The organism is Shewanella marina JCM 15074 (genome assembly GCF_000614975.1).
Lineage (GTDB): Bacteria > Pseudomonadota > Gammaproteobacteria > Enterobacterales > Shewanellaceae > Shewanella > Shewanella marina.
In genome coordinates this window covers 124,772-141,577 of sequence record NZ_BALM01000003.1, presented here as the reverse complement: position 1 = coordinate 141,577, position 16,806 = coordinate 124,772, and the positions used below count along the sequence as shown (strand labels likewise).

The following is a 16,806-nucleotide window of genomic DNA, read 5'->3' as shown; positions in this document are numbered from 1 at the left end:
AATCAATCAAGCGATTAACTCTTAATTAACAATTTATTTTTGCGATAGACATCACATTGGGTAATTTAATCAAAACCAACTACAGTTATTAATTAACGAAACTTAATTAACGGCTAGCGTGGTATCAAGCCTATAATTAACTGTTGTAAAACATATTTTTACCTTTACTTGTTACTAAGGCTTAACTTATGACTGTTCTCGACATGGTTACAAATGTAATCAGTACATTTGCCAATATGGTTTGGCAAATCTATTGGCCCTTAGCATTTGGTCTCATGCTTTCATCATTTATCCGCAACCTCATTCCTGTTAATACAGTGCAATCCTATTTAGGCAAAACTAACGTCAAAAGTGTCTCCATCACAACCCTGCTGGGGATGATGTCGTCTTCATGTTCCTATGCAGCAGCGTCACTCACCCACACCTTGCTGCAAAAGAAAGCGACCTTGGCAAACTCAATGGCACTCTTGGTTGCTAGTACCAACCTTATTGTTGAAATGTTCATTGTATTAGTCGCCTTACTGGGCTGGACCTTTATGTGGGGCGAAATTGTTGGTGGCTTAATTTTAATTATTACCGTTGCCCTGCTGTTCCAACACTTCTATCCCAAATCAGCACTCGAATCATTGCAGCAACACATACAAACCAAAGCAACAAACCCAGATATGGGCTGCGGTATGGATATGTCTTCAGGTAGCATGGATATGACGGCTAAAACTATGCCTGAAATGCAATGCGGCGCAGACATGAAACATGACGATAAAGCCATGCCAGAGATGATGTGTGGCGCAGACATGAAGCATGACGATAAAGCCATGCCAGAGATGAAGTGCGGCGCAGACATGAAGCATGACGCTAAAGCCATGCCAGAGATGATGTGTGGCAGTGATATGCCAAAAGACAATAAGAGCAGCACAGAGATGAAATGTGGTGCTGAAATGGGCTGCGGCGCTAATATGCAAATGGATATGGCCACTGAGTCAAAAGGCCTTAAAGCTAGCATTAATAAAGCGGCTAGTTTCTTCCAAATGGATATCGCCATGATAGGTAAAGAGATCGCTATAGGCGTGGTGGTCTCTTCAATTATTATTGCACTAGTGCCACTAGATTTTTGGCGTACTTTGTTTATCAGTAACGATGCAAATCTACCAATGTGGTTGCACTCAGCTCTTGATGTAGTAATCGGTATTTTTGTGGCAATGATTGCCTATGTTTGCTCTGTCGGTAATTTGATTTTAGCAGCAGCACTTTGGCATGGCGGTATCTCATTTGGTGGCGTAATTGGTTTTATTCTCGCTGACGTACTCACCATTCCAATGCTCAAAGTTTATAAAAACTACTACGGCGCCAAAGCCACTAAATGGATAGTATTACTGCTGTTTATCGCCATTTTATTTACTGGCATCATGGTTGACCTCATCTTTAGCAATATTGATTGGAGCGCTTCTAAAGCTGCAGTAAGACAATTAAACACTTCTGGTTTTGGCTTAAATAGCACCACCATTTTAAACTTTATCTTTATCCCGCTTTCAATTTGGTTTTACTTCACCGGTAAAAAACAAAACACTGGCATGGATATGAAGATGTAGTAGATGCTGTTGTACTAATAATACAAAAGGCGTTAGCAAACTTTACTCTGCTAACGCCTTAACTCAGTAAAACATGATGACTTAATTTAATACTTAATCAATATTGCAATTGCTACATTTTACTAGTGTAATTTCATGTTCATAAATTGTTTCATTGCTACCGTCTGCAAATAGCTCTGCCATTTCATCCGCAACTTCTTGTTCATCTTCGGCTTTAACTTTATTTGCTAGATCTGCTTCAGAGTAACCATAGTAATTCAGCAATAAGTAATCGCGTACTTCATCTTTAGTACAAGTCACATTCACCGAAATATCAGCCTCTACGTCACCTTGTTCGATAATCGCAGCCACTTGCGCGATCACATCTTCTTTCATCGCTGCAGTTAACCAGCCAAGATCGGTACTTACCATCGTTTTTTTGCAGTCTAAACAAGGAAGTTGATGAAAGTAATATTGAAAATCAGTCATAGGTAATTTCTTCTGTCAGTGTTGTATCACGAGATTATGAGCCTTTTTTCACAAAATACTATCTTAATAGATAATGAAAAACCATTTAGCATAACTCACGCATTTAATTCTCATTTAAAAATTAAAAGCGAAAGCTAATTTATGCCTCATCCTTACTCAAGTAGAGATACACAGGCTTTTTCAAATTAAATAACAAAAAGGAGCACGATGCTCCTTTTTTGATCTTCAATCATATTTTGGATTATCGCTGTAGCTGCTTATAAGGCACCGCTTTCATAATCACTTCAGTGGTATATTTACCATTGTTAACCACAGGATAACGATCATAAGTTTGGAAAATCACTCGGCCTTGATATTCAATCATTGCCACTACGCCATAATGAATCTTGTCACTAATGGTATCGGCCGGTAATAAAAACTTAAATGGCACAGGTGCTCTAGCAATATTGAAGGTCTTTTGCGCAATGATGGCACCAGGAGTATCTAAATCGATCACCGCAATGGTAATTTGACTCCCCTGCGGCAATGCAATTCTTTCTAAATAACCAGCTGCACCATTAATCACCACTGGTTTTGGCGGCTGTACCGTCACACAGGCAGATAAAAATGACAGGCTGACAATGACCATTAATGATCGTATAAACATACGCATTACTTAGCTTCTCCTTGACTGAAACGAATTAAACCTTCTTGGGTAGCGGATGCCAATAATTCACCTTGAAGATTATAGAACTCCCCTCGCACATAACCACGACCATTACTCGCATTTGGGCTGTCTACGCTATATAAGATCCAATCATTTAGATCGCATGGACGATGGAACCACATTGAATGATCTATGGTAGCAAAACGCATACCCGGTGTCATAAATGATACGCCGTGCGGCTGCGTTGCCGTTACTAAAAAATTAAAGTCAGCGGCATAAGCTAACACATAGGTATGAATGGCTTGTAGATCTGGCAATTTACCATTGGCTTTTATCCAGATATAACGCTTTGGTGCCGTTGCTTTAGGTGCAATTGGATTAATAGGATCAACAATACGCATCTCAATTGGGTAATCAGCAATAAACTTTTCTAACAATCTTGCTGGTACTTTATCTTTTAATGTCAATGCTAATTGCTGTTGATTCAATAAGCCTTCTGGCCCTGGTACATCAGGCATCTGGTTTTGATGACTAAAACCATCTTCATGCTGCTGAAATGAACAGGTCATATAAAAAATTGGCTGACCTTTTTGAATTGCCTTGACTCGACGAGCACTAAAACTGCCACCATCTCGCATAATCTCAACGTCATACACAATTGGCAGTTTTTCATCACCTGCACGTAAAAAATAAGAATGGAATGAATGAACTTTGCGATCTTCAGCAACCGTTTGACTCGCCGCGCTTAACGCCTGCCCCATCACCTGACCACCAAATACATGACCAAAACCTAAATCTTGACTTTGACCTCTAAATAACCCTTTTTCGATCTGTTCTAAGGATAATAAATCCACTAAATCATTCAAAACCTGACTCATCAGTTACCACTAATATTAAATAATCGTGGCCCAAGATTAACTCAAGATAATAGCGAAACACTAGTAAAGAATATTAACCAAATATATCGCCTGATTAATTGCGTATTTATCATGCAACTATTTTAATTTTATGCCATGTTCTGGTGCACTTCGTTGCGCCCAGGCCAAAATTTGACTTTCACCACTCTCATGAAAATTCATCGGAAAAATATGATAGAGCTTGTGCCAGCAACTTTTAAGCTTTTCAGGGGTACAGGTATCAGCTTTAAAATAATAGGGGTGAAATTCAGCAAATTGACCGTGACTAATACTTCCTGCTGCCGTCAATAGATGTTGCCCCTGCGGTGCGTACTGACTTGCCAGAAATAGCATGGTTGAAATTACCGCGCTATGACCAAATAGTGGTTGCACTACATCAGCAAGATGACGTCTAACCGAATTGGTATTTACCATGGGACTAATGCTATTAACACAAATGTTCAGCGGTTTTCCTTCACGGCTTAAGCTATTCACTAGGCCAACCAATGCCATCTTACTGCTACTAAAACAGCTTTGATTATCGTCACCATACAGTGCACTGGCGCCAACACTCATAATAATACGGCCATATTTTTGTTGCTTCATATACGGCCAAACCGCTTGCGTTAAGTAAAAGCAAGCATCCACATCTATGGCAAATTGACGTTTCCAATTAGCTAAGGTGAGTCGCTCAAAAGCCACATTATGATTCTCACTGGCACAGTGTACAAGTATATCAATGTGATCTAACTCTGATATTACGTCAGCAACAATCTGATCCATTTTGTCAAAATCGGTAATATCACATTGATAGCAAGTTGAGCTCGCGTTAAGCCGGCTAATTTGTAATTCAGTTTGACTCAAATCAGCACAATCAATTAAGACGAGATGCGCCCCTCTTTCAGCCAATGCTAATGCATACAATCGACCAAGACCAGATGCTGCTCCAGTGATAATTGCTACTTTCTGTTCAAACCGCATTCCTATATACCTTAATTAGTTATCCGTAACTTATTCACGGCTTAGACACTTAAATAGCACCAATTGGATTAGTGGGTGGATTATCAATGGTTATCCGCTGCAATTCTTTGATACAAGTAACAAAAAAGTGTTTCAAAAAAAGTAAGTTGTGAATAACTTCAAACATTTAGCAATAGTGTATAGTGGCGCACTTCGCTTTATGGGGCAGCTGAAATGTGGTATAACTGTAAGATTGGGCTTATTATTTATAGTCAAACAATATTTTAAATTTAACAACATCAACTCTGGGTGTTGATTTAGTCTGTTCAATACTGATTAATTCACATACCTCTTAAAATGAATTAGGTACCATGAATCCTTGGATTTTAGCAATTAGACCACGCACTCTGCCTGCGGCAATTGGTCCTCTTTTAGTGGGTAATATGTTAGCCATCGCTAACGAAAAATTTAGCTGGTTAATTGCAATAACATCTATGTTATGTGCGGTGTTATTGCAAATAGCCGTTAACCTTGCCAATGACTATTTTGACTTTAAAAATGGAATTGATACCGAGGAACGTTTAGGGCCAACTCGAGTCACTCAAAGCGGTATGATCGCCCCTGAAAAAGTACGTAACGGTATGATTTTATCCTTGGTATTAGCGGTATTAGTCGGCTTTTACTTAATAAGTCACGGTGGCTGGCCTATCGCGATTCTTGCAGTAGCGACGGTACTTGGTGCATTAGGTTATAGTGGCGGCCCTTACCCTATGGCTTCTCACGGCTTAGGCGAAATCGCTGCATTTGTCTTTTTTGGCTTAGTTGCCGTAGTCGGTAGTTATTATTTACAAGCTGCTACCACGGACATAGATGCTTGGTTATTAGGCAGTGCGATTGGTTTTTTTAACGCAGCGATTATGCTAGTAAATAATACACGTGATATTGCTACCGATACTAAAGCAGGCAAAAAAACCTTGGCAGTTCGTATTGGTGAACCACAAGCTAAAATGCTTTACCAAGCATTTGTATATTTACCCTACGTATTATTAATCGGCGGATTTTTAATGGGTGTGTTACCGGGTGCGCCAGTATTATTAGCCGGCTTATCATTATTAATTGCTCGTAAACTTGCCGTTTTATTTAGCGAGCAATCAGGCCAAGCGCTTAACCCTATTTTAGGTCAAACAGCTAAACTGACCATGATTTTCAGTCTATTGTTTAGTGTAGGTTGGTTATATTCCGTCTTTCTATAAGCAGTAACACATGTAATAAAAAAGGCTTCGATAATGAAGCCTTTTTTGTTACTGCTAAACTATTTACCTTGGCTCAAGCCCTTGCTCTGGCTCACTCCAATTAAAATGATAGCTTTGCTCTGGTTGATCAATACGTTTAAAGGTATGAGCACCAAAATAATCTCGCTGTGCTTGTAACAAATTAGCCGGTAGCACTGCACTTCGGTAACTATCAAAATATGCCAACGACGCACTAATGGATGGAATAGGCACACCATTAGTTACCGCGGTAATCACCACTTGTCGCCATGCACTTTGGGCATTGTTCAAACTGCTCACAAAAAACTCAGCTTGCAATAAATGTTGGTTCTCTTGGCTTGCATAAGCCTGCACAATATCTTGTAAAAAACTGGCTCGAATAATACAACCCGCACGCCATAACTTGGCTATTTCTGCATAATTTAGCTGCCAATCTTGTTCACTTGCTTGTTTTGCTAATAACTCGAAACCTTGTGCATAACAGCACACCTTGGCAGCATATAGTGCTTGTTCTAATGCACCAATAAGTTGTGCCAATTCAATTTCTGATAATGCAACCACATCAACAGGGTTATATTGTTGACTTAATTGAACACGTAATGATTTTTGTGCACTCATCGCTCGAGCATAAACGGCTTCAGCAATGGTAGGAGCTGGTACCCCCAACTGTAAACTGCTTACTGCCGTCCATAAACCTGTGCCCTTTTGCCCTGCTTGATCGGCAATGATCTCAACCAAAGGCTTACCTGTTAATGGATCTTGCTGGCGTAAAATATCAGCCGAAATCTCCATTAAATAACTACTTAATCGACCTTGCGCCCAGCCATCAAAAATATCAGCAATTTGCAGAGCTGTTAAATTAGCGGCCTTTGATAACAGATCATAAGCTTCGCAGATCAGCTGCATATCCGCATATTCAATGCCGTTATGCACCATTTTGACATAATGACCCGATCCCGCTGGGCCAATATAACTACAACATGGTTCGCTATCAGCCGTTGTTACTTCACCTGCTTGGCGGACTATTGGCTTAAATGTAATAGGGTCAACTTGAGCTGCAATGCGAGTAAAAATAGGGGCGATATGTTGCCATGCTTGCATGCTACCGCTTGGCATTAATGAAGGCCCAACTCGCGCGCCCTCTTCTCCACCGGAAACCGCCACCGCAAAAAACTGTAACTGTGACTGGTATTGCTTGGTTCGCGCAATCGTATCTGTCCATAAACTATTACCACTATCAATCACAATATCGTCAGGCTCAATTCCTGCATCAATTAACTGCTGACAAATAACATCAACAATCTTGCCTGCAGGTACAGAAAGGAGAATACGTCTAGGAGTTGTTAAACTGGCAAGTAAATTTGTCATTGAATCAACAGCACGAATACGTTGATGCCCAAATGTCTGCCCAGCATCGACAGCGGCCTGCACCTTGTCAGAATCAATATCAAACACACTCACATTGAAATGATTATCGGCAATATTTAATGCTAGGTTTTTGCCCATGACGCCAAGGCCGATAACGGCAATATCACTGAGGCTTTTATCTTGGTTCATATAGATTACTCATGTGAAGTTATTGTTACTAATTATACTGATTTATCCGCTAATGTCCTGCCAAGATAATCGATTAACCTGTTCGTAATCTTCATACTATTAACTACAAACGAAATTAATTATAAAATAAATAGCCTATATTTTTAATAAGTTACATAGCAATTCTCTGTAAATGCATTCATTTATTTGAATTAAAAAACGTCAATTTCAATTGACACCAAAAAGCAAACAACAAACAACCAATTCGTTTACCTTTACGTAACTTCATATATCGTTAGTAACAACCATATTAAGGGGGAATGCATGACGCTAACGAGCAGTTCGCAAGCCACATATTCGATTAGTGAGCTATCTAAAGAGTTTGATATTACCACTCGTAGTATCCGCTTTTATGAAGACCAAGGCTTATTAAAACCCGCTCGTAAAGGTCAAACTCGTATTTATAGTCTTAAAGATAAAGTCAGATTAAAACTAATTCTAAGAGGTAAACGGTTAGGGTTTTCGCTTGCTGAAACTCGACGTTTATTTGAACTTTATGATGCAGATAAAAGTTCCACCAGCCAGCTCCACACCATGCTCAACCTAGTAGAAGAAAAGAAAATTGCATTACAGCAGCAAATGGATGATATCAAGGTCGTATTAATGGAATTGAAATCAGCTGAACAACAATGCAAGGACGCACTATTAAAAAGTGATGACAAATAACTTATCAGGCAATAGGAATTCACCATGAGTCAGTTATACAGTAATTTTAATTTTGGTTTAGGCGAAGATGTCGACATGCTACGCGACGCAGTAGCTCAATTCGCACAACAAGAGATTGCGCCACTGGCTGCTCAAGTTGATATTGATAATGCTTTTCCTAATCAGCTATGGCCTAAACTGGGTGAAATGGGCTTACTTGGCGTCACTGTTGATGAACAATATGGTGGCGTCAATATGGGCTATCTTGCCCATGTTGTAGCAATGGAGGAGATCTCCCGAGCATCAGCCTCTATCGGCTTAAGTTACGGTGCGCATTCCAACCTTTGTGTAAACCAAATTTACCGTAATGGTAATGAACAACAACGCCAACAATATCTGCCTAAATTGATTTCTGGTGAACATATTGGTGCCCTTGCCATGAGTGAACCCAATGCAGGTTCTGACGTCGTTTCTATGAAGCTACATGCGCGCAAAGAAGGCGACCACTACATTCTGAACGGCAATAAAATGTGGATCACTAACGGCCCTGATGCTCATACTTTTGTGATTTATGCGAAAACAGATTTAGATCTTGGCCCTCACGGTATTACTGCTTTTATTGTGGAAAAAGACACCCCAGGTTTTAGCCAAGCACAAAAGCTCGATAAATTAGGCATGCGCGGTTCAAATACCTGTGAATTGGTGTTTGAAAATTGCATGGTGCCAGCCGCCAATATTCTAGGTGGCCTTAATAATGGCGTAAAAGTGTTAATGAGCGGCTTAGATTATGAACGCGTTGTACTTGCTGGCGGCCCACTCGGCATTATGACTGCCTGCATGGACATTGTATTACCCTATATTCATGAGCGTGAACAATTCGGCAAATCTATTGGTCAATTCCAGTTAGTACAAGGCAAGTTAGCTGATATGTACACAGGCATGAATGCCGCCAAATCTTATATTTATACCGTAGCCAAAGCCTGTGATCGTGGTGAAACCACTCGTAAAGATGCCGCAGGTGTCATCTTATATAGTGCTGAATTGGCTACAAAAATGGCATTGGATGCAATTCAACTACTTGGCGGTAACGGCTATGTCAATGAGTATGCCACAGGTCGATTACTGCGTGATGCTAAGTTGTATGAAATTGGCGCAGGCACCTCTGAGATCCGCCGTATGCTGATTGGTCGTGAACTATTTAACGAATCAAAATAGTTGCTATTAAGGCTAACACAATAAACAACATAATAGATTTAACATCAATGTGTTAGCCACTAACAAACTGTTCGGTATGAGCGTCATCCACAAGAATAAGGAATATCATTGTGACCCAGCTTTTGACCCGTATTAATCCTCGCGCCAGCGACTTTATCAATAAAGCGGCAGCAATGGCCGAATTGGTTGACGACCTTAGTCACAAACTCGCCAACATTGAACTAGGCGGCGGTGAAGTTGCAATGAGTCGTCATCTTGCTAAAGGGAAATTAGCCCCGCGCCAGCGTATTGATAAATTGCTCGATAGTGGTTCGCCTTTCCTTGAAATCAGCCAGTTTGCCGCATACCAAGTTTATGATGAAACCGTAGCTGCAGCAGGAGTTATTGCAGGTATTGGCCGAGTCAGTGGTGTTGAATGCATGATTATTGCTAACGATGCTACCGTAAAAGGCGGCACTTACTATCCGCTCACCGTCAAAAAGCATTTGCGCGCGCAAGATATTGCTAAACGTTGTCACCTACCTTGTATTTATTTAGTCGACTCAGGTGGAGCTAACTTACCCCGCCAAGATGAAGTTTTCCCTGACCGTGACCATTTTGGCCGCATCTTCTTTAATCAAGCACAAATGTCAGCCTTAGGGATCCCGCAAATTGCCGTAGTGATGGGCTTATGCACCGCAGGCGGCGCTTATGTGCCAGCCATGGCCGACGAATCAATTATTGTCAAACAGCAAGGTACTATCTTTCTGGCAGGTCCCCCTTTAGTTAAGGCGGCAACGGGGGAAGAGGTTAGCGCAGAAGATTTAGGTGGCGCAGAAGTGCATACCAAAATTTCAGGAGTGGCGGATCATTTAGCAGAAGATGACAGTCATGCCCTCGATATTGCTCGTAATATCGTCAAACGTACTAATCATAACAAACAGTTGAGCGTCACCCTTGAGACGGTTAAAGCGCCTAAATACGATATCAATGAACTGTATGGCATTGTCGGTACCGACTTAAAAAAACCATTTGATGTTAAAGAAGTCATTGCCCGTATTGTTGATGATTCAGATTTTGACGAATTTAAAGCAAATTATGGCACCACATTGGTTTGCGGCTTTAGCCGAATCTTTGGTTACCCAGTCGGCATTATTGCTAATAACGGCATTTTATTCTCAGAATCGGCCCAAAAAGGGGCGCACTTTATTGAACTATGCTGCCAACGAAAAATCCCATTGCTATTTTTGCAGAATATTACAGGTTTTATGGTGGGGCAAAAATATGAACATGAAGGCATTGCGAAACATGGCGCCAAAATGGTGATGGCAGTGTCTTGCGCCAAAGTGCCTAAGTTCACTGTCATTATTGGCGGCAGTTATGGTGCTGGAAATTATGGCATGTGTGGCCGCGCCTTTGACCCAACCATGATGTGGATGTGGCCCAATGCCAGAATATCGGTAATGGGCGGCGAGCAAGCAGCAGGCGTACTCGCCACCGTGCGTAAAGACGGTCTCGCCCGTAAAGGTGAAACCCTTAACGCCGCACAAGAAGCTGAATTTAAAGCGCCAATTATTGAACAATATGAGAAGGAAGGTCATCCCTATTATGCCAGTGCCAGATTGTGGGATGATGGCATTATCGACCCAGTTCAAACCCGTGATGTTGTCGGCTTAGCGCTATCGGCAGCCTTAAATGCACCAATTGAAGATAGCCAATTTGGCGTCTTTAGAATGTAATCAGGAGCATTTATGACAACTCAATTTGAACATGTGCAATTACAAATAGATGCTGGCGTAGCAGCGTTAATACTCAATCGTATTGCGGTGCATAATGCTTTTGATGATCAAATGATCAGCGAGATGATTAGCGCGTTAGCCATTGCCGCTGATGATCCGCAGGTGCAGGTGTTATTGCTTAAAGCCAATGGCAAACATTTTAGTGCTGGCGCAGACCTCAACTGGATGCAACGTCAAGCACAAATGGATATGCAACAAAACGTCCAAGATGCGCAACTACTTGCCCAGTTAATGCATGATTTAGATAACTTCCCTAAACCCACCATTGCAGCGGTACAAGGTGCTGCTTTTGGCGGTGCACTAGGTTTGGTGTGCTGCTGCGATATCAGTATTGCTACGCCAACAGCCAGCTTTTGTTTATCAGAAGTAAAGCTTGGATTAATTCCTGCCGTCATTAGCCCTTATGTCATTAGAACCATAGGCAGCCGCCAAGCAAGACGCTATATGCTCACGGCAGAACGCTTTGATGCCAATACCGCTCAGCAACTCAATATCATCCATGTGGTTGATGCCGATATTGATCAAATAAGTCAATCATTCTGCCAACAACTACAACAAAACAGCCCACAAGCATTAGCTTGGTGCAAACAGTTAATCCACCAGCTTGAAGATGGCGTGATTAATGGCGATACGCGTCAATACACCAGTGAGCAGATTGCCAAAATCCGAGTCTCAGCCGAGGGTCAAGAAGGTCTGAGTGCATTTTTTGAAAAACGTCCTGCGACATGGATTGCCCAAGGAAATAATCATGTTTAAAAAAATACTAATTGCTAATCGTGGTGAAATCGCTTGTCGTATTATTGAGACCGCTAAAGAGATGGGCATTAAAACCGTCGCTCTCTATTCAGATGCAGACAACCAAGCCAAACATGTGACCTTAGCCGATGAGTCCTATTACATCGGCGCCAGTGCGCCCGCTGAGTCTTATCTAAAAGGCGAGCAAATTATCGCTATCGCCAAAAAAACCGAAGCCCAAGCAATCCATCCCGGCTACGGTTTTTTATCTGAAAATGCTGAGTTTGCTGCAAGTTGTGAACAGCAAAATATTGTTTTTATCGGTCCAACAAGTGCGGCAATTGCGGCAATGGGCAGTAAAAGCCAAGCCAAAAATATTATGGCTAACGCCAATGTGCCATTAGTGCCGGGTTATCACGGTGACGAGCAATCTGATGCTGTGCTACTTGAAGCCGCCACTCATATTGAATACCCACTATTAATTAAAGCGGCCTATGGCGGTGGCGGTAAAGGCATGCGTATTGTTGAGCAGCCACAGCAGCTCCAAGCCGCTATCGACTCAGCCAGACGTGAGGCTAAAGCCTCATTTGGCAACGATAAATTACTACTGGAGCGTTATATTACCCAGCCACGCCATGTAGAAGTGCAAGTGTTTGCAGATCAATATGGTCACTGTATTTACTTGTCTGATCGTGATTGCTCAGTACAACGTCGTCACCAAAAAGTCATTGAAGAAGCGCCCGCTCCGGGATTGTCACCACAACTGCGAGCCGCAATGGGCGAAGCGGCTGTGGCGGCAGCTAAAGCGATTGATTATCGCGGTGCAGGTACCGTTGAGTTCTTATTAGATAATCAACAACGCTTCTACTTTATGGAGATGAATACGCGCTTACAGGTTGAACATCCTGTCACCGAGTTGGTCACTGGCCAAGATTTAGTTAAATGGCAATTAATTGTGGCGAGCGGAGGCAAACTGCCACTCACCCAAGCACAAGTTCAAATTCATGGTCATGCTTTTGAAAGCCGCATTTATGCCGAAGATCCTAACAATGATTTCTTACCTGCTTGTGGACACATCACCTTTTTAAAAGAACCTGTGGCCAGTCAATATGTCCGCATTGACTCAGGTGTACGTCAACATGATGAAATCAGTAATTTCTATGACCCTATGATTGCTAAATTGATCACATGGGATGAAAACCGCTTACGGGCATTGCAGCGGATGCAAACCGCATTAACCGAATATAAGATTGCAGGCTTAAATCATAATATTGAGTTTCTCAGCAATATTGCAGAGCACCCTGCTTTTATTAATGCCGAATTAGCTACCGACTTCATTGAGCGCCATCAGCAACAACTGATTGGTGAGATGAGCTCAGATACTGATAAAGCGCTGATCTTGGCCTGCTTATATCAACTCTGTATTCAAGCTCAGCAAGCACAATTGCAGGCTGAAAACAGCCAAGACCCGACTTCACCATGGGCACAAACAACTGGATTTAGGCTTAATCGTGCAGCCATTCAGCAGATGACTTTGGTTGATGATGAGGGTAAGGAACACCCATTAACCATATACCAGCAGCAACAACAATTTACATTAACGCTTAATGATCAAAAAATTGTTATGCAAGGCCAGCTTGTGGGCAACCTGCTGCATGCACAAATTAACGGTCATAAATCCAAACTCACAGTCGCCCAACAAGCGCAGCAGCTAACACTGTTTATTAATGGTTTGCCGCAATCATTTACACTGAAACAAAATAGCCCACTACAAACTGACGAGCAGCAACAAGGCGGACTCACTGCGCCAATGAGTGGCACTATTGTCAGTCATTTGGTTGAGCCTAAAGCCCTCGTTACCGCTGGCCAAGGCTTGATGGTAATGGAAGCGATGAAAATGGAGTACACCATTAATGCCCCCGCCGATGGTCAAGTTGATAGCTTCTTTTATCAAATTGGCGAACAAGTCAGCGATGGCGCACTGCTGCTTGAGTTTATCGAAAAGGGGGCAGATTAATATGCTACCTAAAAGGGTCAGTATTGTTGAAGTAGGTGCACGTGATGGCCTCCAAAATGAGCAGTTAGTCAGTACTCAAGCGAAAGTTGATTTAATTGAATCACTCGTCAATGCTGGGGTTAACCGCATTGAAGCTGGCAGTTTTGTATCACCTAAATGGGTACCACAAATGGCTGACTCGGCCGAAGTATTTGCTCATATTACTCGGCAGCAAAGCGTTTGTTACAGTGCACTCACGCCCAATATACAAGGACTTGAGCGAGCCATAGCCGCAGGTTCAAATGAAGTCGCGATTTTTGGTTCAGCCAGTGAGTCATTTAGTCAGCGTAATATTAATTGCAGTATTGATGAATCGATTGAGCGTTTTATTCCTGTTATTGAGCAAGCAAAAGCCAATAATCTTGCGGTGAGAGGCTATGTCTCTTGTACCCTTGGCTGTCCTTATGAAGGTGATATTGATATTAAGCAAGTGGCACGAGTTGCAGCTAAATTTTATCAACTCGGTGTCTATGAAGTCTCCCTTGGTGACACCATAGGTGTTGGTACACCAATTAAAGCTCGGCGTATGGTAGAAGCCGTTGCCGCCAATATCCCGGTGGAAGCCCTCGCCCTCCACTTTCACGATACTTATGGCCAAGCACTCGCCAATATCTTTGCTTGTTTAGACACTGGCATAACTACCATTGATAGTGCCGTTGCCGGTCTTGGCGGTTGTCCTTACGCTAAAGGCGCTTCAGGCAATCTCGCTACCGAAGACTTAGTCTATATGCTGCATGGCCTTGGCATTCACACAGGCATTGACCTTAATCTACTCGCCAGTGCGGGTGAAACTATTAGCCAAGCTCTTGGCCGACATAACCAAGCTAAAGTTGCCCAGGCAATTTTATAACCCTTAGCGAACATCACTAAAAGGATAATAATATGGCTGGATTAGATAAACGTGTAGCAAGTTATGACGAAGCCTTAGCGGGTTTAACAGACAATATGACCATTATGGTCGGCGGCTTTGGTTTATGTGGTATCCCTGAAGGCTTAATTGCACAAATGGTCAAAATGAAAATTAAAGGACTTACCGCAATCTCTAACAATGCGGGGGTCGATGATTTTGGTTTAGGTTTACTGCTTAAACAACATCAAATCAGCACCATGATCTCATCTTATGTAGGTGAGAACGCCACCTTTGAACAGCAAATGTTAAGCGGTGAACTCAATGTTATTTTAACGCCGCAAGGCACGCTGGCTGAAAAAATTAGAGCTGGCGGTGCGGGTATTCCGGCATTTTTTACCGCAACAGGTTATGGCACTCCCGTTGCAGAGGGTAAAGAAACTCGAGAAATAGATGGTCGTCATTACGTACTTGAGCCAGCATTGCACGCTGATTTCGCATTAGTGCGGGCATGGAAAGCCGACACCATGGGCAACCTTGTATTTCGTAAAACGGCCGCTAACTTTAATCCTATGATGGCTACTGCAGGCAAAATTACCGTGGTAGAAGCTGAGCATATTGTAGCGCCCGGTGAACTCGATCCTGACCATATCCATACCTCAGGTATTTATGTTGACCGGATTATTCAAGGCACCTTTGAAAAACGTATCGAACAACGCACAGTCAAAGCTTAAGGAGGCAAACATTATGGCATTATCAAGAGAACAGATTGCACAACGTGTCGCCCAAGAGCTGCGTGATGGTTATTATGTTAATTTAGGTATTGGCATTCCCACTTTAGTGGCTAATTATATCCCTGATGGTATGCAGGTAATGCTGCAATCTGAGAATGGCTTACTGGGAATGGGCGAGTTTCCTACTGAAGAAACTATTGATGCCGACCTCATTAATGCAGGCAAACAAACGGTTACCGCCATTGCTGGCGCTTCTTTTTTTTCATCTGCCGAAAGTTTTGCCATGATCCGCGGTGGTCATGTGGACTTAACCGTATTAGGCGCATTTGAAGTCGATGTTGCAGGTTCTATCGCCTCTTGGATGATCCCCGGTAAACTCATTAAAGGGATGGGTGGAGCCATGGATTTAGTGGCAGGGGCTGACAATATTATCGTCACTATGATGCATGCTGATAAGAAAGGTAACTCAAAACTATTACCACAATGCGAGTTGCCACTGACAGGTTTTGGCTGCATTAAAATGGTATTAACCGATTTAGCACTCGTTGCCATTAAAGATGGTGCATTTCATTTACTAGAGCGAGCACCGGGCGTATCAGTTGAAGAGATTAAGAGTAAAACTGCAGGTAAATTAATCGTGCCCGAGCATGTTCCTGAAATGCAGTTTTAAGTCTTAGCCACTATATAAAAGCATATAAAAAAACGGCGCATCAAGCGCCGTTTTTATTGGATTAAATTAAGATTAATCCCAAATGAGTTCGCGATAGTGTTTACGGCAAACTGACTCATAGCTTTCATTACCACCAATCGCCACTTGCTCACCTTCACGCATTGCACGGCCTTCGCCATCTAGACGCACAACCATACTGGCTTTGCGGCCGCAGTGACAAATGGTTTTTAACTCGACCAACTTATCAGCCCACGCCAATAAATATTGGCTACCACTGAACAATTCCCCTTGGAAATCGGTTCTGAGTCCATAACATAATGCTGGAATATCTAGAATATCAACCACATATGTTAATTGCTTTACTTGTTCTTTAGTTAAAAACTGACATTCATCAATTAAGATACAATGTAATGGCTTTTGTGTGTGTACTTTGCTAATCATAGCGACTAAATCATCACTACTATTAAATACCTGCGCATCAGACTCAATGCCGATCCGTGAAGCAACTTTACCAACCCCGTAACGATCATCAATTGATGCTGTCATCACGAGTGTATTCATACCACGTTCGCGATAGTTATAAGATGACTGTAATAGTGATGTCGATTTACCTGCATTCATCGCAGAGTAATAGAAATAAAGTTGCGCCAATGTCGTGTTCCTAGTTGTACTGAGTTATTGTGGCAATTGTACCACTGAG

16 protein-coding genes are annotated in these 16,806 nt (G+C 42.1%); 10 read left to right on the top strand and 6 right to left on the bottom strand.

The genetic code is table 11. The features are described 5' to 3' along the window. The first annotated feature begins 188 nt into the window (after nt 1-188). Nucleotides 189-1,589, top strand: coding sequence for a permease (locus tag JCM15074_RS03840; protein WP_025820005.1), 1,401 nt, complete (start codon nt 189-191; stop codon nt 1,587-1,589). 93 nt (nt 1,590-1,682) lie between these two features. Here the strand turns inward: JCM15074_RS03840 and JCM15074_RS03835 are convergent, their stop codons facing one another. From JCM15074_RS03835 to JCM15074_RS03820, 4 genes are all read right to left on the bottom strand, one after another. Next, nucleotides 1,683-2,057: a hypothetical protein gene (locus tag JCM15074_RS03835; protein ID WP_025820004.1), complete on the bottom strand. Its 375-nt coding sequence runs from the start codon at nt 2,055-2,057 to the stop codon at nt 1,683-1,685. Nucleotides 2,058-2,298: 241 nt separating this feature from the next. Then, a complete protein-coding gene (locus JCM15074_RS03830) occupies nt 2,299-2,709 on the bottom strand; it encodes a YbaY family lipoprotein (RefSeq protein WP_025820003.1) in 411 nt (136 codons plus the stop codon). Further along, a complete protein-coding gene (gene tesB / locus JCM15074_RS03825; protein ID WP_025820002.1) occupies nt 2,709-3,581 on the bottom strand; it encodes an acyl-CoA thioesterase II in 873 nt (290 codons plus the stop codon). Before tesB ends, JCM15074_RS03830 begins: the two co-directional genes overlap by 1 nt. Nucleotides 3,582-3,698: 117 nt before the next feature. Further along, on the bottom strand, nt 3,699-4,580 hold the full coding sequence (locus JCM15074_RS03820; RefSeq protein ID WP_025820001.1) for an SDR family NAD(P)-dependent oxidoreductase: 882 nt from the start codon (nt 4,578-4,580) through the stop codon (nt 3,699-3,701). 350 nt (nt 4,581-4,930) lie between these two features. On the opposite strand from JCM15074_RS03820, the gene JCM15074_RS03815 reads away from it, so the two are divergent. Next, on the top strand, nt 4,931-5,812 hold the full coding sequence (locus tag JCM15074_RS03815; protein ID WP_025820000.1) for a 1,4-dihydroxy-2-naphthoate polyprenyltransferase: 882 nt from the start codon (nt 4,931-4,933) through the stop codon (nt 5,810-5,812). 63 nt (nt 5,813-5,875) lie between these two features. Here the strand turns inward: JCM15074_RS03815 and gnd are convergent, their stop codons facing one another. Next, on the bottom strand, nt 5,876-7,387 hold the full coding sequence (gene gnd / locus JCM15074_RS03810) for an NADP-dependent phosphogluconate dehydrogenase (RefSeq protein ID WP_025819999.1): 1,512 nt from the start codon (nt 7,385-7,387) through the stop codon (nt 5,876-5,878). A 303-nt stretch (nt 7,388-7,690) separates the two neighbouring features. Between gnd and JCM15074_RS03805 the strand changes: the two genes are divergently transcribed. The 8 genes from JCM15074_RS03805 (at nt 7,691) to JCM15074_RS03770 (ending at nt 16,106) form a co-directional block, all read left to right on the top strand. After that, nucleotides 7,691-8,092, top strand: a complete 402-nt coding sequence (locus JCM15074_RS03805) for a MerR family transcriptional regulator (protein ID WP_025819998.1) — start codon at nt 7,691-7,693, stop codon at nt 8,090-8,092. A gap of 24 nt (nt 8,093-8,116) precedes the next feature. After that, nucleotides 8,117-9,286, top strand: coding sequence for an isovaleryl-CoA dehydrogenase (locus tag JCM15074_RS03800; RefSeq protein ID WP_025819997.1), 1,170 nt, complete (start codon nt 8,117-8,119; stop codon nt 9,284-9,286). 110 nt (nt 9,287-9,396) lie between these two features. Beyond that, nucleotides 9,397-11,004 carry a carboxyl transferase domain-containing protein gene (locus JCM15074_RS03795; RefSeq protein WP_025819996.1) on the top strand — a complete coding sequence of 536 codons (1,608 nt, stop codon included), beginning with the start codon at nt 9,397-9,399 and terminating at the stop codon, nt 11,002-11,004. Between the two features lie 12 nt (nt 11,005-11,016). Further along, nucleotides 11,017-11,820 carry an enoyl-CoA hydratase-related protein gene (locus JCM15074_RS03790; RefSeq protein WP_025819995.1) on the top strand — a complete coding sequence of 268 codons (804 nt, stop codon included), beginning with the start codon at nt 11,017-11,019 and terminating at the stop codon, nt 11,818-11,820. Then, on the top strand, nt 11,813-13,816 hold the full coding sequence (locus tag JCM15074_RS03785) for an acetyl/propionyl/methylcrotonyl-CoA carboxylase subunit alpha (protein WP_037469010.1): 2,004 nt from the start codon (nt 11,813-11,815) through the stop codon (nt 13,814-13,816). The genes JCM15074_RS03790 and JCM15074_RS03785 overlap by 8 nt, the downstream gene beginning before the upstream one ends. Nucleotide 13,817: 1 nt before the next feature. Then, complete coding sequence (locus tag JCM15074_RS03780; protein WP_025819993.1) at nt 13,818-14,705, top strand: hydroxymethylglutaryl-CoA lyase; 888 nt, start codon at nt 13,818-13,820, stop codon at nt 14,703-14,705. 32 nt (nt 14,706-14,737) lie between these two features. Continuing rightward, entirely contained in the window at nt 14,738-15,436 is a 699-nt protein-coding gene (locus tag JCM15074_RS03775; RefSeq protein ID WP_025819992.1) for a CoA transferase subunit A, read from the top strand. A 13-nt stretch (nt 15,437-15,449) separates the two neighbouring features. After that, nucleotides 15,450-16,106 carry a 3-oxoacid CoA-transferase subunit B gene (locus JCM15074_RS03770; RefSeq protein WP_025819991.1) on the top strand — a complete coding sequence of 219 codons (657 nt, stop codon included), beginning with the start codon at nt 15,450-15,452 and terminating at the stop codon, nt 16,104-16,106. A gap of 72 nt (nt 16,107-16,178) precedes the next feature. Here the strand turns inward: JCM15074_RS03770 and JCM15074_RS03765 are convergent, their stop codons facing one another. Further along, nucleotides 16,179-16,757, bottom strand: coding sequence for a thymidine kinase (locus tag JCM15074_RS03765; protein WP_025819989.1), 579 nt, complete (start codon nt 16,755-16,757; stop codon nt 16,179-16,181). Nucleotides 16,758-16,806: the final 49 nt, after the last annotated feature.